This is a genomic window from Streptomyces sp. NPDC002671, assembly GCF_053592475.1.
On the sequence record NZ_JBSFVU010000007.1, the window covers coordinates 232,503 to 253,826 of the forward strand.

21 protein-coding genes are annotated in these 21,324 nt (G+C 70.3%); 8 read left to right on the forward strand and 13 right to left on the reverse strand.

Translation table 11 applies throughout. The annotated features are described in order from the left end of the window. Positions 1-37: 37 nt before the first annotated feature. Both ACWD35_RS13315 and fabF read left to right on the forward strand, forming a co-directional pair. Entirely contained in the window at positions 38-286 is a 249-nt protein-coding gene (locus ACWD35_RS13315; RefSeq protein WP_451351311.1) for an acyl carrier protein, read from the forward strand. Positions 287-368: 82 nt separating this feature from the next. Continuing rightward, on the forward strand, positions 369-1,631 hold the full coding sequence (gene fabF / locus ACWD35_RS13320) for a beta-ketoacyl-ACP synthase II (RefSeq protein WP_451351312.1): 1,263 nt from the start codon (positions 369-371) through the stop codon (positions 1,629-1,631). A 78-nt stretch (positions 1,632-1,709) separates the two neighbouring features. Here the strand turns inward: fabF and ACWD35_RS13325 are convergent, their stop codons facing one another. Continuing rightward, positions 1,710-2,204: a DUF3145 domain-containing protein gene (locus ACWD35_RS13325; protein ID WP_451351313.1), complete on the reverse strand. Its 495-nt coding sequence runs from the start codon at positions 2,202-2,204 to the stop codon at positions 1,710-1,712. A 256-nt stretch (positions 2,205-2,460) separates the two neighbouring features. On the opposite strand from ACWD35_RS13325, the gene ACWD35_RS13330 reads away from it, so the two are divergent. Further along, positions 2,461-3,339 (forward strand): SGNH/GDSL hydrolase family protein, encoded by an 879-nt coding sequence (locus tag ACWD35_RS13330; protein WP_451351314.1) that lies wholly within the window; start codon positions 2,461-2,463, stop codon positions 3,337-3,339. A gap of 9 nt (positions 3,340-3,348) precedes the next feature. Here ACWD35_RS13330 and ACWD35_RS13335 read toward each other — a convergent pair whose 3' ends face one another. Both ACWD35_RS13335 and ACWD35_RS13340 read right to left on the reverse strand, forming a co-directional pair. After that, entirely contained in the window at positions 3,349-4,296 is a 948-nt protein-coding gene (locus ACWD35_RS13335) for a hypothetical protein (RefSeq protein ID WP_451351315.1), read from the reverse strand. 207 nt (positions 4,297-4,503) lie between these two features. After that, on the reverse strand, positions 4,504-4,893 hold the full coding sequence (locus ACWD35_RS13340; protein WP_451351316.1) for a RidA family protein: 390 nt from the start codon (positions 4,891-4,893) through the stop codon (positions 4,504-4,506). A 58-nt stretch (positions 4,894-4,951) separates the two neighbouring features. Here ACWD35_RS13340 and ACWD35_RS13345 point away from each other — a divergent pair, with 58 nt between their 5' ends. Continuing rightward, on the forward strand, positions 4,952-5,917 hold the full coding sequence (locus ACWD35_RS13345; protein ID WP_451351317.1) for a LysR family transcriptional regulator: 966 nt from the start codon (positions 4,952-4,954) through the stop codon (positions 5,915-5,917). Here the strand turns inward: ACWD35_RS13345 and ACWD35_RS13350 are convergent. Further along, a complete protein-coding gene (locus tag ACWD35_RS13350; protein WP_451351318.1) occupies positions 5,907-6,710 on the reverse strand; it encodes an EI24 domain-containing protein in 804 nt (267 codons plus the stop codon). The two genes, ACWD35_RS13345 and ACWD35_RS13350, sit on opposite strands and share 11 nt — an antisense overlap. Before the next feature lie 19 nt (positions 6,711-6,729). Next, positions 6,730-7,164: a MarR family winged helix-turn-helix transcriptional regulator gene (locus ACWD35_RS13355; RefSeq protein ID WP_451351319.1), complete on the reverse strand. Its 435-nt coding sequence runs from the start codon at positions 7,162-7,164 to the stop codon at positions 6,730-6,732. A gap of 87 nt (positions 7,165-7,251) precedes the next feature. On the opposite strand from ACWD35_RS13355, the gene ACWD35_RS13360 reads away from it, so the two are divergent. Continuing rightward, positions 7,252-8,250: an NADP-dependent oxidoreductase gene (locus ACWD35_RS13360; RefSeq protein ID WP_451351320.1), complete on the forward strand. Its 999-nt coding sequence runs from the start codon at positions 7,252-7,254 to the stop codon at positions 8,248-8,250. Between the two features lie 96 nt (positions 8,251-8,346). Beyond that, positions 8,347-8,766, forward strand: coding sequence for an organic hydroperoxide resistance protein (locus tag ACWD35_RS13365; protein ID WP_451351321.1), 420 nt, complete (start codon positions 8,347-8,349; stop codon positions 8,764-8,766). Between the two features lie 72 nt (positions 8,767-8,838). On the opposite strand, the gene ACWD35_RS13370 is transcribed toward ACWD35_RS13365, so the two are convergent. Both ACWD35_RS13370 and ACWD35_RS13375 read right to left on the reverse strand, forming a co-directional pair. Further along, positions 8,839-9,996, reverse strand: a complete 1,158-nt coding sequence (locus ACWD35_RS13370; RefSeq protein ID WP_451351322.1) for a serine hydrolase domain-containing protein — start codon at positions 9,994-9,996, stop codon at positions 8,839-8,841. 186 nt (positions 9,997-10,182) lie between these two features. Continuing rightward, positions 10,183-11,091 (reverse strand): SCO2400 family protein, encoded by a 909-nt coding sequence (locus ACWD35_RS13375; protein WP_451351323.1) that lies wholly within the window; start codon positions 11,089-11,091, stop codon positions 10,183-10,185. Positions 11,092-11,297: 206 nt separating this feature from the next. Here ACWD35_RS13375 and ACWD35_RS13380 point away from each other — a divergent pair, with 206 nt between their 5' ends. Next, the gene (locus ACWD35_RS13380) at positions 11,298-12,812 is read left to right on the forward strand and encodes a pyridoxal phosphate-dependent aminotransferase (RefSeq protein WP_451351324.1); all 1,515 of its coding nucleotides are present in this window, start codon (positions 11,298-11,300) and stop codon (positions 12,810-12,812) included. 146 nt (positions 12,813-12,958) lie between these two features. After that, a complete protein-coding gene (locus ACWD35_RS13385; RefSeq protein ID WP_451351325.1) occupies positions 12,959-14,779 on the forward strand; it encodes a pyridoxal-dependent decarboxylase in 1,821 nt (606 codons plus the stop codon). 76 nt (positions 14,780-14,855) lie between these two features. Here the strand turns inward: ACWD35_RS13385 and ACWD35_RS13390 are convergent, their stop codons facing one another. From ACWD35_RS13390 to ACWD35_RS13415, 6 genes are all read right to left on the reverse strand, one after another. After that, positions 14,856-15,710 (reverse strand): geranyl diphosphate 2-C-methyltransferase, encoded by an 855-nt coding sequence (locus ACWD35_RS13390; RefSeq protein WP_451351326.1) that lies wholly within the window; start codon positions 15,708-15,710, stop codon positions 14,856-14,858. Between the two features lie 13 nt (positions 15,711-15,723). Beyond that, on the reverse strand, positions 15,724-16,809 hold the full coding sequence (locus tag ACWD35_RS13395; protein WP_451351327.1) for a family 2 encapsulin nanocompartment cargo protein terpene cyclase: 1,086 nt from the start codon (positions 16,807-16,809) through the stop codon (positions 15,724-15,726). Between the two features lie 209 nt (positions 16,810-17,018). Further along, positions 17,019-18,449, reverse strand: coding sequence for a family 2B encapsulin nanocompartment shell protein (locus tag ACWD35_RS13400; protein ID WP_451351328.1), 1,431 nt, complete (start codon positions 18,447-18,449; stop codon positions 17,019-17,021). A gap of 263 nt (positions 18,450-18,712) precedes the next feature. Beyond that, positions 18,713-19,363, reverse strand: a complete 651-nt coding sequence (locus tag ACWD35_RS13405; protein WP_451351329.1) for a DUF4360 domain-containing protein — start codon at positions 19,361-19,363, stop codon at positions 18,713-18,715. Between the two features lie 147 nt (positions 19,364-19,510). After that, on the reverse strand, positions 19,511-20,296 hold the full coding sequence (locus ACWD35_RS13410; protein WP_451351330.1) for a 2-keto-4-pentenoate hydratase: 786 nt from the start codon (positions 20,294-20,296) through the stop codon (positions 19,511-19,513). Beyond that, complete coding sequence (locus ACWD35_RS13415) at positions 20,293-21,297, reverse strand: class I SAM-dependent methyltransferase (RefSeq protein ID WP_451351331.1); 1,005 nt, start codon at positions 21,295-21,297, stop codon at positions 20,293-20,295. The genes ACWD35_RS13410 and ACWD35_RS13415 overlap by 4 nt, the downstream gene beginning before the upstream one ends. Positions 21,298-21,324: the final 27 nt, after the last annotated feature.

The following is a 21,324-nucleotide window of genomic DNA, read 5'->3' on the forward strand; positions in this document are numbered from 1 at the left end:
ATAAACCGTCTGGAATATTAAAGAAGGAGCGCCTGACATGGCCGCCACTCAGGAAGAGATCGTCGCCGGTCTCGCCGAAATCGTGAACGAGATCGCCGGCATCCCGGTTGAGGACGTCCAGCTGGACAAGTCCTTCACCGACGACCTGGACGTCGACTCGCTGTCCATGGTCGAGGTCGTCGTCGCCGCTGAAGAGCGCTTCGACGTGAAGATCCCGGACGAGGACGTCAAGAACCTCAAGACCGTTGGTGACGCCACCAACTACATCCTCACGCACCAGGGCTGAGCCACCCCTTAGGCCGGCTGCAAGGCCCCGCCACCCGGCGGTGGCGCCGTAGATTCCCGCATCCGTTGGAGAAAGAATTCCCGTGAGCCCGACCAATCGCACCGTGGTCGTCACCGGTATCGGCGCAACCACACCGCTGGGTGGCGACGCAGCTTCGTTCTGGGAGGCCCTGGTCGCCGGCAAGTCCGGTGTCAGCCTGCTGGAGCAGGAGTGGGCGGCGGAGATGCCGGTCCGCATCGCCGCGCAGATCGCCGTCGAGCCGGGCGAGATCATCCCCCGGCCGCAGGCCCGCAAGCTGGACCGGTCCGCGCAGTTCGCGCTGATCGCCGCTCAGGAGGCCTGGAAGGACGCCGGTTTCACCGCCAAGGCCGGTGAGGACGCGTCCATCAACCCCGACCGTCTCGGTTCGGTCATCGCCTCCGGCATCGGCGGCGTGACGACGCTCCTGGACCAGTACGACGTGATGAAGGAGAAGGGCGTCCGCCGCGTCTCCCCGCACACCGTGCCGATGCTGATGCCCAACTCCCCGGCGGCCAACGTCGGTATCGAGCTGGGTGCCCGCGCCGGTGTGCACACCCCGGTCTCGGCCTGCGCCTCGGGCGCGGAGGCCATCGGGTACGCCATCGAGATGATCCGCACGGGCCGCGCCGACGTCGTCGTCGCCGGTGGCACCGAGGCGGCCGTCCACCCGCTGCCGATCGCCGCGTTCGGCAACATGATGGCGATGTCCAAGAACAACGACGACCCGCAGGGCGCCTCGCGTCCCTACGACGCCGGCCGTGACGGCTTCGTACTCGGCGAGGGCGCCGGTGTGATCGTCCTGGAGTCCGAGGAGCACGCCAAGGCCCGCGGCGCCCGGATCTATGTGGAGGCGGTCGGCCAGGGCATCTCCGCCGACGCCCACCACATCACGCAGCCCGAGCCCTCCGGCAACGGCATCGCGCACGCGCTGCAGAACCTGCTGGACAACACGGACCTGAAGCCGGCCGAGATCATGCACGTCAACGCGCACGCCACCTCCACCCCGCAGGGTGACGTGGCCGAGATCAAGGCGCTGCGGAAGGTCTTCGGCGACGACGTCGACCACATGGCGATCTCCGCGACCAAGTCGATGACGGGTCATCTGCTCGGTGGTGCCGGTGGCATCGAGACCGTCGCGTCGATTCTCGCGCTCGTGCACCGGACGGCTCCGCCGACCATCAACATCGACAACCTCGACCCCGACGTCAACGCGGACATCGTGTGCGGTGAGGCGCGGGAGCTGCCCGAGGGCCGGATCGCCGTGCTGAACGACTCGTTCGGGTTCGGCGGGCACAACGTGGTGCTGGCGTTCCGCACCGTCTGAGAACGTGAATGAAGGGCCTCCACCAGCCGGTGGGGGCCCTTCTTCGTGCAGCTTCCTACAGGTCCGTACAGGCTCTGCTCAGACCACCTGGTGCAGCCAGCGCACCGGGGCGCCCTCTCCTGCGTAGCGGAAGGGCTCCAGTTCGTCGTCCCACGGCTTGCCCAGGAGCTTGGCGAGTTCCGCTTCCAGGTCCGTCTCGCCCCGCTGAGACCGCGTCAGCGCCGCGCGGAGGCGGTCCTCGGGGATGAGGATGTCGCCGTGGATGCCGGTGACGGCGTGGAAGATGCCCAGGTCGGGGGTGCAGCTGTAGCGTTCGCCCTCGGCGGTGGCGCGGGGCTCCGCGGTGACCTCGAAGCGGAGCAGGTGCCAGCCGCGCAGCGCGGAGGCGAGCTTGGAGGCCGTACCGGCCTCGGCCTGCCAGGAGAACTCCGAGCGCCAGGTGCCGGGGGCCGCGGGCTGCCGGATCCAGTCGAGGCTGACGCGCGTGCCGAGCACCCCGGCGACGGCCCACTCGACGTGCGGGCACAGCGCGCGCGGCGCGGAGTGCACGTACAGAACTCCACGTGTCGTCACCGGAACCTCCGGACAGAGCGGGACATCTTGCGGACTGGCTGGGCGGCAGTGGGGCGACGGCCGCGTTGATGGCGAGGCTACCTTGCGACAGTGCAAGGAGTGTGACGTACCGTCGGTCCCACGGCCAGGAAACCGCTGCCATTCACCCAGGGGGACGCTTGTACGGGGGTGTGCCGTTCCAGTGCGCCCCGCCGGGAACCCTCACGCGTTGTTATGGGAGGGAGCACTCAACCGTCGGGCGAGAGGAACAGCAGGGATGCGGAAGCGAAGCCACAGTGCGCGGGCCGTCCTCGCGGTCGTGACGGCCGCCCTGCTGGGCGCCGCCGGCTGCGATGTCGTGGGCGGCAGTGCCGCGCCCGAGGGGACCAGGGCGGACGCGGCCAGACCGGCCCCCGTGTGGAACCGCAGCCCGCGCTCGATCGCCGCGGTCGGCGACTCCATCACGCGCGGCTTCGACGCGTGCATGGTGCTCTCCGACTGCCCCCAGGTCTCCTGGGCGACGGGCAGCGACGCCAAGGTCGACAGCCTGGCCGTACGGCTGCTGGGCGTGGCGGGGGCGGCGGAGCGCAGCTGGAACTACGCGGTGACCGGCTCCCGGATGTCCGACCTGCCCGAGCAGATGGCCCAGGCGGCGTCCCGCAGCCCGGAGCTGGTGACGGTGATGGCCGGCGCGAACGACGCCTGCCGGTCCTCGGCGCGGGTGATGACCTCGGTGGCCGACTTCCGCACGGACTTCGAGGAGGCTCTCCGCACGCTGCGCGAGGCGCTGCCGAAGACGCAGGTGTACGTGGCGAGCGTGCCGAACCTGAAGCGGCTGTGGTCCGAGGGCCGGTCGAATCCGCTGGGCAAGCAGGTGTGGAAGCTCGGCATCTGCCCGTCGATGCTTCAGGACGCGGACAACCTGACGAGCGCGGCCACCCTGCGCCGGGACCAGGTGCAGCAGCGGGTGGTGGCGTACAACAAGGCGCTCAAGGAGGTCTGCGCCAAGGACCGCCGCTGCCGCTTCGACGGCGGCGCGGTCTACGACTACCGCTTCGGCACCGGCCAGCTCAGCCACTGGGACTGGTTCCACCCCAGCAAGGACGGCCAGGCCCGGCTGGCGGCGATCGCCTACCGGACGATCACCGCGCCCTAGCCCCTGCGGCTAACCGGCCTCGCCGCGCATGCGCTTGGCCGCCTTGCCCAGCAGGGCCATCGCGCCGCCGCAGATCAGCAGGGCCGCGCCGCCGGCCGCGATCGGGCCGAGGGCGCCGCCCTTGATGCCCTCGCCGGTGACCGTGGTCGCCAGCGCGAAGAGGATCGAGTACAGGCTCCGGCCGACCTTCGCGCCGGCCGGGATCACCTGGAGCAGCTGCGGGATGGTGGTCGCGGCGGCCAGGGCCATGCCGAAGGGCAGGGCCGCGCCGAGCATCAGCGCGCCGAAGCCGAGGGAGTTGCCGTACGCGCCCCAGCCTGCGCCCTTGTAGAGCAGGTAGCCGGTCGCGGCGAGGGACAGCAGGACGAGCAGGCCGTTGAGGTAGGCGGCCTGCGTGGCCGCCTTGCGGGCGCCGGGCAGATGGGCAGCGGGCGAGCGCCAGGCGTCCTGGGTGATGAGCCGGAGCTGCCGCTTGAGGGCCTGCATCTGCATCAGCGAGTACACGCCGAAGGCCACCAGGGCCAGTCCGGCGACGGCTGCCGCGAAGCCGAGGGGTGCGCGGGTGATGCCGTAGTGGACGCCGCCGAAGGTGAGCGGGATGCCGAGCACGAGGCCGTAGGCCATGGGCTTGGCCTTCGCCTGGATCTTCAGCACCAACTCGCGCTGGGCGGGCGTGAGATTGGGGTCCAGCCGCATCTCGTGCTCGCCGAGGTGCTGGGCGGGCGCGGGGGGCTGGGGCGCCGCGGGCTGGTACGGCTGGTACGGCTGCTGGTGGCCGCCCGTCTGGTACGGCTGCTGGGGCGGGTAGGGCTGGTGCGGCTGCTGGGGCGGATACGGCTGTTGCTGCGGAGGGTACGGCTGCTGCGGGTACGGCTGTTGGCCGTAGGGGCCGTACGGTCCCGCCGGTGGCTGCTGGCCGTAAGGCCCCGGCTGCTGATGCTGCTGTCCTGGATACATGCTGTCTCTCCCCCGTGCCGTGCCCGGCGTGTCCGGTGTTCGCGGGGCGGGAGTCTGCCACATCCGGACGCCATGATGAGCCCCGGTCCGGAGTCAGGGTACGGACCGGGGCTGATCATGGGGGACTTGTCCCGGATCAGACGTTAATCGGGGCCGTCGGCCGGTGGTTGCCGATCAGACGGTTCGCCGTGATCTCGTACGAACCCTTCACATGCGGACGGGCACGGCCGCAACGACCTCGATCTCCACCTGGCAGTCCGGCGGGACCAGCCGGGGCACTTCGGTGGTCATACTGGTCGGCGGGGTGCCGGTGAAGAACTCACGGCGTATGTCGGCGTATTCGGCGATCTTGGTGACGTCGGTGAGGTAGGTGCGGATGTTGATGACGTCCGCGAGGGTCGCGCCGTGCGCCTTGAGCAGGGCGGTGATGTTCTCCAGGATGCCTCGGGTCTGCTCGGCCAGGGTGGCGCCTTCGGCGGTCTGCCCGGAGAGGAACAACAGGGCGCTGCCGTCGGCGTGTTCGACGCGCGCGACCTGGGAGTAGAAGTCGTTGTGGGGCTGGGGCGCGGAAGCGGGGTTGCCGATGGTGATCTGCATGCGGTCGACGCTAGAACCAGCCGCCGGATGCGGCAAGCGGATGTCTAGCATGTCTGTCATGCGCGTATGGCATCACGAAAGCCCTTACGACATACCGGAGTTGTCCACGGTCTGGCTGCGGGCGTTCCTGGAGGTCGCCCACGCCGGATCGTTCACGGTGGCCGCGCGGGCGCTGGGCTGGACGCAGTCGGCGGTGTCCCGGCAGGTGGCGTCGCTGGAGTCGGCGCTGGGCGGCGGCCCGCTGTTCGACCGGCTGCCGCGCGGGGTGCGGCTGACGGAGGCGGGCCGGGCGCTGGTGCCGCATGCGGAGGCGGTCGCCCAGTCGCTGCGGGGCGCGGGGCGCGAGCTGGCGGTGCTGCGCGAAGTGGCAGGCCGGCGGCTGCGGTTCGGGGCGTTCGCCACGGCGGACGCGGCGCTCGTCCCGCACACCCTGGCCGCCTTCCGGGCCCGGTATCCGGCCGTCCGGATCGAGCGCGAGGAAGGGCTCACGCCCGCGCTGCTGGACCGGCTGACCGCCGGCGGGCTGGACCTGGCGGTCGTCTCCACGACGGGCCGGGCCGCACTCGCCGGCCACGATCTGCACCACCTGCTGGACGAGCCCCTGTACGTCGCCGTCCCGGCCGGTCATCCACTGGCCCGTGCGGGCGGGGTGCGGCTGGCCCAACTCGCCGACGCCGACTGGATCTCCGGCAGCGACCGGCCCGAAGGCACCCTGCTGGACGCGGCCGTGCGGCAGGGCTTCCGGCCGCGGGTGGCGCATGTGGTCGGCGAGTGGACGGCCAAGCAGGGCTACGTCGCGGCCGGGCTCGGGGTGACCCTGGTACCGGGGCTGGCCGCCGCCTCCGTACGCCCGGACGTGGTGCTGCTTCCGGTGCGGGACGAGGAGGCGCCGGCCCGGGCGGTCTACGCGGCGACCGCGCGGGGGCGCTCGGCGTCGCCGGCGGCGCGGGCGTTCCTGGCGGTGCTGCGGGAGGAGGCGGCGCGGTTCGCGCCGAACCGTTTCGCCCAGCGGCTCACGGAGTGACGCTCCCCGCATCGGGCTCCCCGCCGGGAGCGGACTCGTCCTCGGCGCTCTCCTCGCCCAGCAGGTCGCGGGCCAGCAGCGTGGCGCCCGCGACCGCGCCCGGCATCAGGAACACCGCGACGAACGGAACCAGGAAGGCCAGGCCGAGGGGCGTACCGAAGCCCCAGGCCAGGGTCTTGCGGGAGCGGAGCAGGGTGAGGCGGGCGCGGAGTTCGACCCCGCGGCGCTGGAGGGCGACGGAAGCGAGTTCCTCCGTGAGGAAGAAGCCGGTGACGAAGAAGCCGAGCACCGGGACGACGGTCTGCCCGACGAAGGGCAGGAAGCCGAGGGCGAAGAGCAGGACGCCCCAGAGTGCGGCGCGCAGGAGGACGCGGACGCTGTCGCGTGCCGAGATCCACAGCTCGCGCCAGAGCGGGAGGCCGGAGCGGGGTGCCGTGCCGTCGGGCGAGGCGTCCGCGTCGACCTGCTCCGAGAGGCTCTCGTAGAAGGGCTGGCCGACCAGCAGGGTGACGGCGGTGAAGGTGAGGACGGCCAGCAGGAGGCCGAGCGCGAAGAGGACCGCGGTGAGGAAGCCGCGGAACAGGCCCTGCCAGGGGCTGGACCAGTCATCGGCGAACGGCGTCGCCCAGGCGACCGCGTCCTCGCCCCAGACGGCGAGCACGACCAGCGCCGCCGCGTAGAGCACGAGGGTGATCAGGCCGGGCAGCAGACCGAAACCGTACTGCCGCCCGTGCCGGGCCACCCACCGCTGGCCCTTCAGCAGATATCCGAACCCCACCCCGAGATCACGCATGGGGGGACTCTACTTCGACTCAGGCGTCGATCATCCGGCGCAGCAGGTCCCTCAGGGTACGGCGTTCCTCGTCGGAGAGGCCGGCCAGGGGGGCGCGGGCGAAGCGGAGGCCCTCGCGCAGTTCGCGGGCGGTGCGCAGGCCCTCCTCGGTGGCGACGGCCAGCTTCACGCGACGGTCGGCGGGGTCGGGGCGGCGCTCCACCAGACCCCGGGCCTCCAGGCGGTCCACGATGCCGGTCACATTGGACGGCTCGCACTTCAGCTTCTGTGCGAGCTTGCGCATGGGCAGCGGGTCGAGCGAGAGCAGGCTGAGCAGCTTGGCCTGGGCGCCGGTCAGTGCGTGTCCGGCGGCGGCCTCTTCGTAGTCAGCGTGGTAGCGGCCGACCACCTCGGCGATCAGCTCGACGACCTCGACGGTCAGTGCGTCCGGACGGGTGCTGTGCGGAGTGGCCATGTACTCAGGGTACCCCATTTACTTGACAGCTGAAATATTCAGGTGCACCGTTGTTTCAGGTACTGAAGTAACTGGAAAGGTCCTGTCATGATCAACCGCGAGTGGCACCTGCTGAGCCGTCCCGTCGGCTGGCCGAAGTCCGAGGACTTCGCGCTGGTCGAGACCCCCATGCCGACCCCGGGCGAGGGCCAGGTGCTGGTGCGGAACAAGTACCTCTCCGTGGACCCGTACATGCGCGGCAGGATGTCGGCCGCCAAGTCGTACGTCGCCCCGTTCGAGCTGGGCAAGGCCATGCAGGGCGGCGCGGTCGGCGAGGTGATCGAGTCCAACGCCGAGGGCATCTCCGTCGGCGACCACCTCCTGCACTTCTTCGGCTGGCGCGAGTACGCGGCCGTGGACCCGAGGCACGCCGTCAAGGTGGACCCCGAGGCCGCGCCCCTGTCGGCGTACCTCGGCGTCCTCGGCATGACCGGCCTCACCGCCTACGCCGGCCTGCTGCGCACCGCCGCCCTCAAGGAGGGCGACGTCGTGTTCGTGTCCGGTGCCGCGGGCGCCGTGGGCAGCCAGGTGGGCCAGATCGCCAAGCTCAAGGGCGCCTCGCGGGTCATCGGCTCCGCCGGGTCCGACGAGAAGGTCAGGCTGCTGGTGGAGGAGTACGGCTTCGACGCCGCCTTCAACTACAAGAACGGCTCCGTCGACGAGCAGCTGCGCGAGGCCGCGCCCGACGGCATCGACGTCTACTTCGACAACGTCGGCGGGGACCACCTGGAGGCGGCCATCGGGTCGCTGAACGAGGGCGGCCGGATCGTCATCTGCGGCATGATCTCCGTCTACAACAACACCGAGCCCGCCCCCGGCCCGAAGAACCTCGCGCGACTGATCCAGACCCGCGGCCGGATCGAGGGCTTCCTGGTCGGCGACCACTACGACATGCAGCCGCAGTTCGTCCAGGAGGTCGGCCCCTGGGTCGCCTCGGGCACGCTGAAGTACCGCGAGACCGTGGTCGAGGGCATCGAGAACAACCTGGAGGCGTTCCTCGGGGTCCTGCGCGGCGACAACACCGGAAAGATGATCGTCAAGCTCTGACCCTGGCTGAGCTTTCCGGCATGCGGTAACTTCTTTCCGAATTCCGTCGTCGATCGTGGGCGCGAGTCGCGGCGGACCGAGGAGGAAGACAACCGCATGCCCATCACGCAGTCCGAGGTCCTGTACACCGCCGTCGCCACCGCCGAGAACGGCCGCGACGGCCGGGTCGCCACCGACGACGGCAAGCTCGACGTCGTCGTGAACCCGCCCAAGGAGCTAGGCGGCAACGGCGCCGGCACCAACCCGGAGCAGCTGTTCGCCGCCGGGTACAGCGCCTGCTTCCAGGGCGCGCTCGGCGTCGTCGCCCGGCAGGAGGGCGTCGACGTCTCCGGCTCGACCGTCACCGCGAAGGTCGGCATCGGCAAGAACGACGACGGCTTCGGGATCATCGTGGAGCTCTCCGCGGACATCCCGGGCGTCGACACGATCACCGCGCGCGACCTGATCGAGAAGGCGCACCAGGTGTGCCCGTACTCGAAGGCGACGCGCGGGAACATCACCGTGACGCTGGCCTGACCCCGCTCGTTGCGCACGGCGGAGGCCGCACCCTTGGACGTGGGGTGCGGCCTTCCGTACGTGCGGCCCGGGTCAGGCTTTCAGCGCCGCCGTCTGTACCGCCGCCGCGAACCTGTTGTTCTCCGGGGCCGCGCCGCCGGGGAAGGGGAAGCGGCGGCGGAGGTAGGCGTAGGCGACGCCGCTGCGCGGGTCCGCGTAGGACTGGGTGCCGTTCGCGCCGCTGTGGCCGATCGTGCCGGCGCCGAGGAACGGGTGCCAGACGTCGGCGGTGATCTGGAAGCCGAGGCCGTACGCCTTGTGGCCGCGGGCCACCAGGTCGTAGCCCACGGAGTGGAACTGGCCGAACTCCGCGACCGTGTCCTCCTTCAGCAGCGGCGCCTTGCCGTCCCGCTCGCTGATCATCGCCGCGTACATGCCCGCGAGGCCGCGCGCGGAGCCGACCCCGCCGACCGAGGCGGGGCCCTGCGCGCGCACCAGCGGCTCGTTGACCAGGGCCTCCAGGTCGGTCGGCTCCGCTCCGTGCCGGTTGAAGGCGATCGCGGCCAGGGAGTTCGGGGCGGCCGGCATCTCGTCGAGCATCGCCCGCTGCTCGGGGTTCGGCACCGCCCGCTGCGCCGGGCGGAAGCGGGGCTCGTGCGAGGCCGGCAGGCCCAGGTGGAAGTCCAGGCCGTAGGGGGCGCGGACTCTCTCCTCGTACAGCTCCTGGAGCGTGCGGCCCGTCGCCCGGCGGGCGACCTCGCCGGTCAGCGCGCCGATGACCAGCGCGTGGTAGCCGAAGGCCGTGCCCGGCCGCCAGAACGGCCGCTGGTCGGCCAGGCGTTCGGCGATCGCCCGGTCGTCCGCCACCTCCGCCGGCGTGAGCCCGGCGTCGGCGCCGACCAGTCCGGCCCGGTGCGCGAGCAGCTCCCGCAGGGTCAGCTCACCCTTGCCCTCGGCGCCGAACTCCGGCCAGTAGTAGGTGACTTTACGGTCCACGTCCAGCGTGCCGTCCTGCACCAGCAGGGCCACGACCAGGTGCGCCGCTCCCTTGGTGGCCGAGTACACGCCGTAGCGCGAATCCCCGTCCACACCCTCTCCGGCCCACAGGTCGACGACCCGGCGGCCGTGGGCGTAGGCGCACAACTGGCCCTCGTAGTCGTCCCGTTCCTCCGCCACGAAAGCGGCGAACTCCTCGCGCACCACCTCGAAGCCCTCGGCGACCGTGCCGTGGACGGTCATCCCCTGTGTCATCCGCTCTCCTCGACTGTGCAGTTGGTCGGCGGTTTCCCCACGCACAACGCCCGCTCCACCGCCGGACGTTCCCCGGATCGGTACGGCGAGGGGTACCCGTTCGACTCAACAGTCCGACCGCCCGGTTGGTGTCATATATGCCCCGGATGGCCGATGACCCCTACACGAAGGGGAGGCCTCAGGGCCTCAGGTGCACCACCACAGGAAGCGGGTGCAGGTCTGTGTGGGCGACGGGGCCGGCGGCGGGACCGAGGCCGTGGGCTGCACGGTCGGCCCGGTCGTCGGACGGGCCGTCGGCTTGGCGGGCGGCGCCGTCGTGGCCCCGCCGGAGCCCGTGCCGGCCGACTGCCTCGCGCTGTGCGTCGTCTTCGCGGACGGGGACGCGGAGTCCTTGCCCTTCGCGGACTTGTCGGCGGACGGGGAGGCCGACGCGCCCGCGGAGGCCGTGGCGCTCGCGCCGGGCGCGCCGCCGGAGGTGCCGCCGAGCGGGTCGGCGGAGCTCTCCGGGGACGCGGAGGACGTGCCGCCGTCCGCCGAGGTGTCCCCGGACGACGCCGGCTTGTCGCTGGAGAAGGGGGCGTCCGTGCCGAGTTCGGCAAGGCTGAGGCCGCCCGCCGCCAGCACGAAGCCCGCGGCGATCAGCACGGTACGGCGACGGCGGCGCCGGTGCGCGGCGGCCTTGCGGTCACGCCGGCTGGCGTCGGCACCGGCACGCCCGGAATCGGCACCGGCACCGCTCTGCCCCCGGCGCCGGGCGGCCCGGCCCCCGGGCTCGGGGTCGTCGTGCCGATCCCGCTGCTCTGCTTCCTCCGGCTGTTCCGCTTCCTCCGGCGCACCCGGCTCTTCCTGCCAGTCCGGAACGCCGTGTCCGGCCGCTTCGGCAGGGCTCGCCTGGCCGTCGTAGCTGCCGTATCCCGCGTGGCCGCCCTGCGCCGCAGGACCGCCGTGCGCCGGCACCTGGCCCGCGAGCGCGTACGCGCGCACGGCGGCGGCAGGTGCGTCCGCCGCTGGGGCGAGGGCGTGCGCCGGCGTGCCGCACCCTGGGCAGGCCAGGGCGCCGTTGAGGTGCCTGCGGCACGGGGGGCAGTAGTCCATGACGCCGGAAGACTAGATTCCTGATGGGTTACGTTCCTAGGTGCGCTTGTGAATGTTTCGTGCGAGGGCGAAAAAGGTTCTCGAAACCCTTCGCCACCGACCAGCCGGGACTCCGGTTACAGGGGTGCTGAACGCCGCTGCCGCCCCCTCCGTATCCATGGGTGGCCCGTGCCCCCGCACGGGCCATCCAGCCGACGGAGGTTCCCTTGCCTGACAACGTCACCTCGCTGTTCCAGGACAGTGGAGACGCAGCGGGCCCGGTGGACTTCTGCGTCCCGTGCAACCCGTACTTCCCCACCCCGGCCATGCTCGACGAGCTGGCGGCCCGGTTGCCCGAGATCATCACGTGCTACCCGAGCAGAGCCGACACCATCACGGCCGAGCTGTGCGACCTGCTCCAACTGCCCCCACAGTGTGTGGCGATGGGCAACGGCTCGACCGAACTGATCACCTGGCTGGACCACTTGCTGGTCCGCGAGTCCCTGGCCGTCCCCGTGCCCACGTTCGGCCGCTGGACGGACCAGCCGGTGGAGACGGGCAAGCGGGTCGACATGTTCCCGCTCCAGGAGGTGAACGGCTTCGCCCTGGACCTGGCCCGGTACGCCGAGTTCATCCGTGCCCGCGGCAGCCGGGCGGCGGTGATCTGCAACCCCAACAACCCTGACGGCGGCCACCTGCCCAAGCAGTCCGTGATCGCGTTCATGGACGCGCTGGCGGACCTGGACCTGATTGTCGTGGACGAGTCGTTCCTGGAGTTCGCGGACGCGGAGGCGGACCCGAGTGTCGTCCAGGAGGCGATCCTGCGACCCAACGTGGTCGTGCTGCGCAGCCTGGGCCAGAACTTCGGCCTGCACGGCATCCGCTGCGGCTACCTGGTGGCGAACCCGGCCCTGGCGGGCCGCATCCGCGCGATGCTCCCGAAGTGGAACGTCAACTCCTTTGCCGAGCATGTGGTGTTCATGCTGCGCGATCACGGCCCGGAGTACGCCCAGAGCCTCGCGCAGATACGCCGGGACCGCCTGGAGATGGCGAGTGCGCTGTCGGCGCTGCCCGGCCTGACGGTCTACCCCTCCCAGGGGAACTTCCTCTTCGTGCGCCTGCCCGTCGGCGCGGAAGGCACGGCGGTCCGGGACCGGCTGCTCACCGAGCACCGGATCCTGGTCCGCGAGTGCGGCAACAAGATCGGTTCGTCCAGCCGCTTCCTGCGGCTCGTGGTGCGCCCCCAGGCCGACGTGCGTCGCCTGGTGTCCGGCCTGGAGTCGGTGCTCTACGGGTCCAGGAGGGGAGCCGCCGTACCCGAGCTGAGCAACGGGACCAGCTACAGCTCGGGTACGGCGGCGGTGGACCGGCTGATGACCGTGACCAACGGGTCCGGTATGCCCGGTATGGCCGCACAGGCTCGGGCCGTGGCCGCCGCTCCCGCCCCGGCCGCCGCCATGCCGCTCCCCGCCGCCGCGCCGATGGGCGACGGGATGCCGCTGCCGGCGGCAGCCCAGGCGATCCCGGAACAACAGCCGACGCCCCCGGCACCGGCACCCGCCGCCCCCGTATCTGTTCCCGCCCCCACCCCGCCGGGCGTCCCGGCCCGCGGGGGCCTCACGGCCGCCCAGGTGCGCGGTACGACGGCCCAGGGCACCCCGGCCCTCGCCACCGGCCTGGCCCCCGCTCCGGCAACGGGCTGGCCCAACGCCCGGAGCTGGCCGAGCGCGGCCGGGGAGTGATGATCGAACAACACGTACATACGTTCAACCGTACGAGGGATTACGGCACTGTTTGGAGGTGTCTGCGTCATATGCGGGGTTGCTGAACGGCCACTGTGGCTGCCAGGTGCGAAAGGTCGTGCCACGAGCCGATGGGAGAGCCCCGCATGACGGTCGATCAGTCCAGCCCCCAGACCACCGCCGAATTTCCGTTCGGTCCCACGCATGAGACCTGGGAGGAGATCCTGCAGAGCCAGGGACTCCACAACGGCCAGGCCGGGCTGGTCAGCGGACCGCTCACGGACCCCGCCCATGAGTACCCGCAAGAGCCGGGTATCGACGCGCACCTCTTCCAGATCGCGGGTCAGGCCCTCACCGACGCGCAGCGCAACAAGGCCCTGGACGCCATGCAGAAGTACCTGGCCTACAAACGCGACCACATGCTGGGCTACCAGTTCAGCCAGGACACCGACGGCAGCAGACGGGACCTCTCCCGGTTCCTGGACTTCCACGTCAACAACATGGGAGACCCGTTCGACCGCGGCGGCTACAAGCCCAACACCCGGGTCGCGGAGCGGGCCGTACTCGACTACTTCGCGTCCCTGTGGCACGCGAAGTGGCCGCACAACCCCAAAGACGGCGAATCGTACTGGGGTTACATGACCTCGATGGGCTCCACCGAGGCCAACCTCTACGCCCTGTGGAACGCGCGCGACTACCTCTCGGGCAAGGCGCTCCTCAAGACCACCTCCGACGGCAGGGCGACCCTCACCCATGTGGAGCCCGAGATCTCGGCCAAGAACGAGAAGTTCTTCACCCCGGTCGCGTTCTACTCACAGGACACCCACTACTCCTTCGGCAAGGGGATGCGGGTGCTGGGCATGTACAACGTCTACGGCGCGGCGCAGAAGTTCAAGTACATCAAGAACAAGAAGTGCCCCATCGCCGGCGGCTGGGAGAGCGTCAGGGAAGGCGTTCCCTCCAACGCCGACGGCGAGGTCGACATCGACAAGCTCATCAAGCTCGTCGACTTCTTCGTGAAGGAGGGTCACCCGATCCTGGTGAGCCTCAACTACGGCAGCACCTTCAAGGGCGCTCACGACCACGTCGAGGAGATCTGCGGCAAACTGCTGCCGCTCTTCGAGCCGAAGCACCTTGAGCACGAACTGAACTACGGCGCCAAGAAGAAGGTGAAACGCCGCCGTTTCTGGATTCACGTCGACGGAGCCCTCGGCGCGGGGTACGGCCCCTTCATGCGCATGGCCTCGGCGGAGCCGCACGTCTTCCAGTGGACCCCCGAGGTCACGCTGCCCGAGTTCGACTTCGGCCTGAGGGCGAAGACGAAGAAGGGCAAGAGCGTGGACATGGTCTCGTCCATCTCGATGAGCGGCCACAAGTGGCCCGGCGTCCCCTGGCCGTGCAGCCTGTACATGACCAAGGTCAAGTACCAGATGGCGCCGCCCGCCGAGGTGCCGGTGATCGGCTCCAAGGACACCACCTTCGCCGGCTCGCGCAACGGGTTCTCCCCGCTGGTGATGTGGAACGCGCTCGCCCAGCTCTCGTACGGCGACCAGGTCGAGCGCTGCCGCGTCGCGATGGAACTGGCGGAGTACATGGAGCGGCGGCTCAAGGAGATCAAGAACACGCCGCCTCTTGAGGTCGCGCGGACACCCGGATCTTTCAGCGTCCGCTTCCGGCGCCCCAACGCGCGCCTGCTCGCCAAGTGGTCGATGTCCGAGGTCGGCGATCACGTGCACGCGTTCGTGATGCCGTCGACGACGCGGGAGGAGATCGACGAGCTGGTCTACGACCTCCAGACGAGCGACGCCTTCATCGAGCCGACTCCGCCGGTCGGGAGGGAGGAGGCGGAGCTCATGGAGGCCCTGGAGTCCCTGGAGGCCCAGTTGGCCGCCCTTCCCGCGGTGGACCTCGCCGAGGAGTTCATCTCCCTGGGCGGTGTGCCCTTCATCGGACGAGGCATGGAGTAGGCACGAACCGCAGCGGCCGGGTTCTCCCCGAGTTCCGACCGGGGAGAACCCGGCCCCCCTGGGGCGACTTCGTCGGTCAGATGCGGTCGGCCGCGATCAGGAGGTAGTGGAAGCTGCCCTCCTTGTACGCCGTGAGGAACGGGTCCTCGATGCCTGTCGCCACGGACGACTTCGCGCGCAGCTCCCAGTAGGGAATCGTGTCGGGGGTCAGGTCGACCACCTGGATCGGCACCAGATTGTTCGCGGCGAGTGCCTTGAAGTACTCGCTGCGCGGGTGGATGTTGCACGTGTAGTGCTCGTCGATCCGGCTGACGGCCTTGGAGCGCATGCCGGTGACGTCGTTGGAGCAGCCGGTGATGCAGACGTACCGGCCGCCGTACTCCAACAGGCGGGAGAACTCCGCGAAGAGTTCGAAGAGGTCGACGTACATCGTCGTCTCGTCGGTCCAGATCGCCCGGCGCGAGCCGGTGTCGAGACGGGTGTCGAGCATGTTGCGGAAGTGGAAGCGGACCTTGTCGGCCACGCCCCGCTGCCGTGCCTGGTCGTCGGCGAAGGCGACCTGCTGCTCGGAGATGCTGACGCCGTCGACGTGGCAGCCGTAGCGGGCGTTGGCCATGAAGCTGGTGCCGCCGCGGCCGGAGCCGCCGTCGAGGAGGTGGTCGTCGGGGGTGATCTCGCCCAGGTGGTCGAGGAGGACTTCGGCCTGGGCGGTCTCCAGGCGGTGCAGCTCTTCGATGATGCGCCGGTCGCGGGTCTCCGCCGGTCCGGCGAGGACGGAGGGGTCCCATTCGCCGAGGCCGTAGTGATGGTGATAGAGGCCGTCGACCTCGCCGAGCTTGATGTTGACGGGGTCCTTCTCCGCGTTCCAGTACTCGGCGACGGACTTCTGATAATCGGTGCGCAGGACGTCGTGCACGGCAGTGTCGGCCATGGAAGGTGCTTCCTTACGTGCGTGGGGAGGGGTTCGCGTAGCGCGCGCTGCCCGCGTGCCATTCGCGGTTGCCGCCGAGCCAGGCCCAGGTGCCGGCGAAGAAGCGGCGCAGCTCCGGGGAGCCGGTCAGACAGAGGGCGGCGGCCTCTGCCTCGAAGGTGTGCATCAGCTCGTTGTGGACCTGCACGGTGCGGTCGACGGCCTCTTCGAGCGAGCACTCGTCCTCGGCGGCGATCAGCCGGGGCAGGCTGAAGTCCGTCGGGTCCTCCTTGCCCATGGAGTAGAGGTCGTTGACGAGCACGCTGGCGGTGCCGGCCATGGTGAAGGCGCGCCGTACTCGGGGGTCGGCGAACTCGCCGTAGGGGAGCTCGTAACCGGCGACCGCGTCGACGAGCACCATGCAGGGGATGAAGCTGTTCTCGTGGCGGTGCATGAGGAACTCCCACACCGGCGGGCGGTGGCCGGAGGTGTGCCAGTAGCCCTCCTGGTTGTAGGCGACGAACATGATGCCCAGCTCGTGGCGGAGCCGGCGCACCTGTGAGGTCGTCGCGTACGCGTGGAGATTGCGCAGGCTGTCCCTGAGGGCCCGCATGACCGGGTCCGCGCGTACGACCTCTTCGAGCTGGGGGGCGTAGGCGAGCGGGAGGTTGGCCTGGTCGATCACCGAGTGGGCGATGGCGAGCTTCTGCCCGAGCTGCTCGTGCCGGGCCTCCTCCACCTCGCCGTCCACGTAGTGGTCGTCGACGGCCCACTCGGACAGCGCGCACTTGGCCGCCGCGAGCAGGCGGTCGGGGTCGTCCGACTCGGGGTGGGCCAGCATGATCAGCCGCCCGAAGTCGGCCTGGCGGATCTTGTCCAGCTGACCCGGGTAGATCCCGACCTCCTCGGCCCACGAGACCAGGCGCTCGGTGACGGTCTCGCCGAGGGCGGGGTCGTCGCGCACGGCGGGCGGGCAGTGGAGGCCGGGGGCGGGGTCGGAGGCGGACGCCGCCTTGCGGCTGGGCTCGGGGGTGCTGCGTACGGTTGCTGCCGAGGTGCCGAGTCCGGTGGGGCCGGTGGGCAGGGTGGGCGCGGGCGGTCGTACGGGCGCAGGTGCCACCAGTGGCGGGAGCGCAGGCGCGGGGATCCGCGCCGCCGACGTGCCGGGTCCTGTCGGACCGGGGGGCAGTACGGGCCCACGTGACGACGGGCCGGCGGACGGCTGCCGTACCGGCGCCGGTGGGCCCGTCGACAGCAGGGCCCGTACCAGCCCCGCCACGTCGTGGGTAGCGGCGGGTGCCGTGACCCGGGAGATCAACGACACCGTCGTCAGCTCCCGTTCGTACGGGCGATCTCGACGTTCTCCAGCACGCCGAGGGCGTCGGGCACCAGGACGGCGGCCGAGTAGTAGGTGCTGACCAGGTAGGAGATGACCGCCTGCTCGTTGATGCCCATGAAGCGGACGTTCAGGCCCGGTTCGACCTCGTCCGGGATGCCGGTCTGGTAGAGACCGATGACACCCTGGTCGTCCTCGCCGGTGCGCATGGCGATGATCGACGTCGTGCCGTGCTCGCTGATCGGGATCTTCCCGCACGGCAGGAGGGGCACCCCGCGCCAGGCGGGCAGGTGGTTGCCGTTCAGTTCGATGCCGCCGAAGTAGAGACCCCGCTTGTTGCACTGGCGGCCGAACGCGGCGATGGCCTTGGGGTGGGCGAGGAAGCAGCGGGTCTTACGTCGCATGCTCAGCAGCTCGTCCATGTCGTCCGGGGTCGGGGGGCCGGAGTAGGTGGAGATGCGCTGGTCGTAGTCGGCGTTGCTGAGCAGGCCGAACTCCTCGTTGTTGATCAGCTCGGACTCCTGGCGCTCGCGCAGCGCCTCGATGGTCAGCCGCAGCTGCTGCTGCGTCTGGTTCATCGGCTCGTTGTAGAGGTCGGCGACCCGGCTGTGGACCCGGAGTACCGTCTGCGCGACGCTCAACTCGTACTCGCGGGGCGAGGCTTCGTAGTCGGCGAAGGTCTGCGGCAGCGTCTCCTCGCCCGCGTGCCCGGAGGCGAGCACGATCTCGGCCTCGCCCGAACGGTTCGTTCTGCGGTGCCCGTCGGAGCTGATGTGCCGCACGTGGCTGCGCAGCGCCTCGTGCCGGTCGGCGACCGCCTTGTACGCGGTCAGCGGCAGCGCGAGCACGGTCGTGGCGGTGGCCGCGCGGGCCGTGAACTCCCACTTTTGGGCCTGCCCGGCCAGCACCTGGCCGCCGAAGGTGTCGCCGTCGGCCATCAGCCCGAGCACGGACTCGTCGCCGTACGGGCCCTCGCCGATCTTCTCGACCTTGCCGTGCGCGATCAGGTAGACGTGGTCCGCCTTACGGCCCTCGGTCACGATGACCTGGCCCGGCGTGAATTCCTTCTGCACGAACTTGTCGGCCAGCGCGCCGAGTACGTCGGCGTCCGTGAAGCCGCGCAGCAGCGGCAGTTCACCCAGCTCGCCGGGGATGACCTGGACCTTCGAGCCGGTCTTCACGAAGGTCACGCGGCCGTCGCCCACGGTGTACGACAGGCGGCGGTTGACCCGGTAGGTCGCGCCGGGCACGTTCACCCAGGGGAGCATGCGGGTCGCCCAGCGGGAGCTGATGGCCTGCATCTGGGGTTCGGACTTGGTGGTGGTGGCGAGATTGCGCGCCGCCCCGGTGCTGAGGCTCTGCTGTTCCCGCCGCTGAGCCGACTCCGCGTCCGCCGCCGGTGCTGTCGCTGTGTCGAGTGGCATGGCTCTCCCTCGTCCTCTATGGGCACTTGAGGGCGCGACGACCTGACTGCCGTCACGCTGCGTGCACAGGACTAGCAGAGCCATGCTTACGTTGAGTAATGGAAACGGGCGGCGCGCGAGGGTGAGATACGGGGAGGCATACGCCCCCGCGCGCCGGTGTGCGTGAGAATTCCTGATCAGAGCGACAGTTGGTCAACCATCACAGTCGGATCCACTCGCAAGGATCACGAATACTCACAGTAACCGCCTCGGCGGTCGCATGGTTATGTGCTCGGGCACTCCTTCCACGCCAGGTGGTACACCGTGCTGATGTCCCCGTCGGTCGAGTCCATCGTCATGAAGCTGACCTTGCCCGGAGCCTGCGTCCCCGCGTTCACCCTCAACTCGGTGTTGATGTTGAAGTTGCGGAGGACTCCGCAGGGGGCCCAGACCAGTTGGGCCCAGTCGGTGCTGTCGGTGGCCTGCCAGTCATCGTTGTAGGGGCCGCTGAACGGGTGGGTTCGCGCCGCGGTGTTCGGGGAGCCCTGGAAGTAGTACGAGGCCTTCTGCGTGCCGGTCGCGCCGTGCTGGAGCGAGAGAAAGCCCCGGTAGTCGACGCTGGCGATGGCGTAGGTGAAGCCCTGCGGGACGTGCACGACCAGGTTGAGCTGGCAGTTCTTGCGGAAGGCCGTGGGATCGGAGGTGCCGCCGGCCTGGGCGAGGTAGTCGCTGTAGGTCACCGTGAAGGCGGTGTTGTCCGGGGAGACGGCTACGGCGGCCGTGCCCGCGGGGCAGCCCGAGCCGTTCACCGTGGCGACGTCGATGACGATCTTGTCCGGGGGCGGGTCGTCCACGACGGGAGAGGCGGTCTGGGCGGGTAACGCGGCGGTGAGCAGAGCGGCTATGGCGCCGCTCAGCAGAACTCCACCAGCCATGGTTTCTCCAGGTTGTCGAGTGGGGGGTGAGACCTCCGACCCATCCGTTCAACTTTGAAGAAACTGTGTGGAACCTGTGAAGGAAGGGGGAGGCGTTGAGCATCGTAGGTAGCCCCGCTCCGCCCCGGGAGTGCGAACTCAGGCCATTCACAGCGGGCTGTTCACAGTGAGGGACACCGAGCCCAGTCGGCCGAAGGAGGCCTTCACCAGGGTGCCGGGCAGCAGGTCGACGGCACCGGCCCAGGAGCCCGCGAGCACGACCTGGCCGGAGCTGATGCCGGTGCCGTACGCGGCCATGATGCGTACGAGGCAGGCCACGGCCTCCGCCGGGTGGCCCAGCACCGCGGAGCCGTACGCCGTCTGCACCTGCTCGCCCGCCTGGAAGACCATCTGTTCCGCCGCGACATCCGTACCGTCCAGCGGGACGGGCGGACCGAGCACCGCCATACCCGACGACGCGTTGTCGGCCACGGTGTCCACCAGGCCGATGTCCCAGTGCTCGATCCGGCTGTCACAGATCTCCAGCGCCGGCATGACTTCGGACGTGGCGTCCAGTACGTCCTGCGCCGTCACGGAGTCACCGCCTAGGTTCTCGCCCAGCCGGAAGGCGAGTTCTCCCTCGATCTTCGGCGCGATGAACCGCTCCGCGTCCACCGAGGAGCCGTCGGGCAGCATCATCCGGTCCGTGAGGTAGCCGAAGTCGGGCTGATCGATCCCGAACATCCGCTGGATGGCCTCACTGGTGGCGCCGATCTTGTACCCGACCACCACCGCTCCGTCCGCCGACTCCAGCGCGCGCAGCTCGGCCTGGACGGCGTAGGCGTCCCGCAGGGTGAGTTCCGGGTGGCGTGTGGAGATCCTCGGCACCGGGCGGCGCTTTCTCCTTGCCGTCAGGAGTTCGTCCGCGAGCTGCCGGTGAAGACGGGCGTTCACTTCGTCGCCACGAAGAGCCGGCCGCCCGGGAACACCTGTGGCGCGCACTCCACCTTCGAGAAGCCGGCCGCCCGGAACTTGTCCTCCCACTCCAGCTCGCTCGGCAGATGTACGCCCATGAAGTCCGCGTGCAGGTAGGTGAAGAGCGCGCTGAACCTGCGTTCCCGGGGGTGCGGCGCGTAGGAGACCGCGTCGACCACGGCCATGAACCCGTTGTCCGCGAGCGCTTCCCGGCAACGGCCCAGTACGGCGTCGAGGACTGCCGGGTCCTGGTTGACGTCGTGCATGACGAAGCAGGCCTGGATGACGTCGGCGCCCTCGATCGGGGCGGGGTCGTCCACCAGGGACTCGACCGAGCGCTCGACGACCTGGAGCCGGTCGCCCACCCCGGCCTCCTCGGCGGCCTCCCGCGCCGCCGCGCAGGCAGCCGCGCTGATGTCGACCGCCACGCCCGTGCGGGTGGCGTCCCGTTGAAGCTGCTCGATCAGCAGCCGGCCGGCGCCCGCGCCGAGGTCCACCACCCGCTGCGCACCGGCCGTCTCCACCCGGTCAAGTACCGGGGGGTAGAAGGCCTGTTCGCCGATCCAGCGCGAACTGACCGCGACCCGGCGGCCGTCCCGGCGGTGGTGCCGCGCGGCGGTCTCTCCGTCGGTGAAGAACCCCCGCGCGTTCATGATGAACGGGCCGTTCGCGCTCATCGCCCAGGACACATAGCCCGCTTGGTATCTGAGCGCCAGGTAGTCGTCCGAGACCCGGTGACGGCCGCCGGTTCCAGTGTCGACGAGCAGTCCGGCGGCGGCCAGGGCACGCAGGTAGCCGGCGGCCCTGTCCTGTGGCACGCCCGCGTACCGGGCCAGTTCGGCGGCAGTGAAGTCATCGCCCGAGTCCAGCAGTTGGTCCACCCCGAGTTCGGCGCCGATCTGCAGGAGGGCTGCGACCGCGGCGAGGTCGGCCGCGTACTCGAGCGAGGATTCCGCCGCCCTGGGCGTGACGGTGCTCATGACGTGTCTCCTTCGTGGGTGGGACCC